The 865-nt window shown below is 53.3% G+C and carries 2 protein-coding genes; both read left to right on the top strand.

Annotation, left to right across the window (positions count from 1 at the left end):
• Positions 1-165: 165 nt before the first annotated feature.
• The gene (locus tag PDO_RS16060) at positions 166-510 is read left to right on the top strand and encodes an integration host factor subunit beta (protein WP_007604079.1); all 345 of its coding nucleotides are present in this window, start codon (positions 166-168) and stop codon (positions 508-510) included.
• Between the two features lie 66 nt (positions 511-576).
• Positions 577-865: cold-shock protein (locus PDO_RS16055; RefSeq protein WP_007604077.1), on the top strand; the 289-nt coding region annotated here is incomplete at its 3' end.

Here is an 865-nt window from a genome sequence, read left to right as displayed (position 1 = left end):
AAACCGCGGCCCCGACGTTGCGGCAACGCAAGCCTTTGTTCAGCAGCCTGCTAAATCAACGAGTTTCTCATTTTGTAAATTGGCTACCTTCAAAAAAGTCAGTTCTGGCACCTCTGTATTGCCAAAATATGCATAAATTTGAAGCGCGACAAATGAGTGAAGGAAATGGGAGAAAAAAGAGAGTCTTTCCACGCGAAGCAATTTTTGCAAGAAGAGTTCATGATCAGATCGGAGCTCATTGAAATCATCGCTTTCCGCAATCCTCGTCTTCATCGTAAGGATGCGGAATGGATCGTCGACGCGGTTCTGGACGAGATCACCGAAGCCCTGGCGCGTGGCGACCGGGTTGAGCTGCGAGGTTTCGGAACGTTTTCGGTCAGGCATCGGCCTTCGCGGTTGGGCCGAAACCCGGCAACCGGTACAGCGGTCTTCGTCGAGGAGAAATGGTTTCCCTTCTTCAGAGCCGGCAAAGACATGCAAGAGCGTCTGAACGCCGCCGAAAGCGGCTAGATCTACATCCCCCTTGCCCTTGGTCCTGCAAGACATGGGAGCAACACGAGTTAAAAGAGGACATCCATGCCGACGGGGAAGCTCAAATGGTTCGACACCGCCAAAGGTTACGGCTTTATCAAGCCTGATGACGGTAGTCCCGACGTCTTTCTCCATCTTAATAAGGTGACGGACGCGAATCTTCCGACACTGCAACCCGGCGCTCCGCTCCGCTATACGCTCGGGCGCCAAGGCAATAAGGTGTTTGCTCAAGACCTGTCTCTGGTGCCTGATGAAGCCGTCGCTCCGCCACCCCAGCCAATGATCGACAGCGATGCAGATTTCGAGACAGAATTCGAGAAGGAGTGGGGACTTC

The organism is Rhizobium sp. PDO1-076 (assembly GCF_000247475.1).
Classification (GTDB): Bacteria; Pseudomonadota; Alphaproteobacteria; order Rhizobiales; family Rhizobiaceae; genus Allorhizobium.
This window is presented reverse-complemented; position numbering and strand designations above follow the sequence as displayed.

What these genes read in the sequence shown, in the direction of transcription:
- PDO_RS16060 (WP_007604079.1), top strand. Translation starts at nt 166, where the DNA reads ATGGGAGAAAAAAGAGAGTCTTTCCACGCGAAGCAATTTTTGCAAGAA.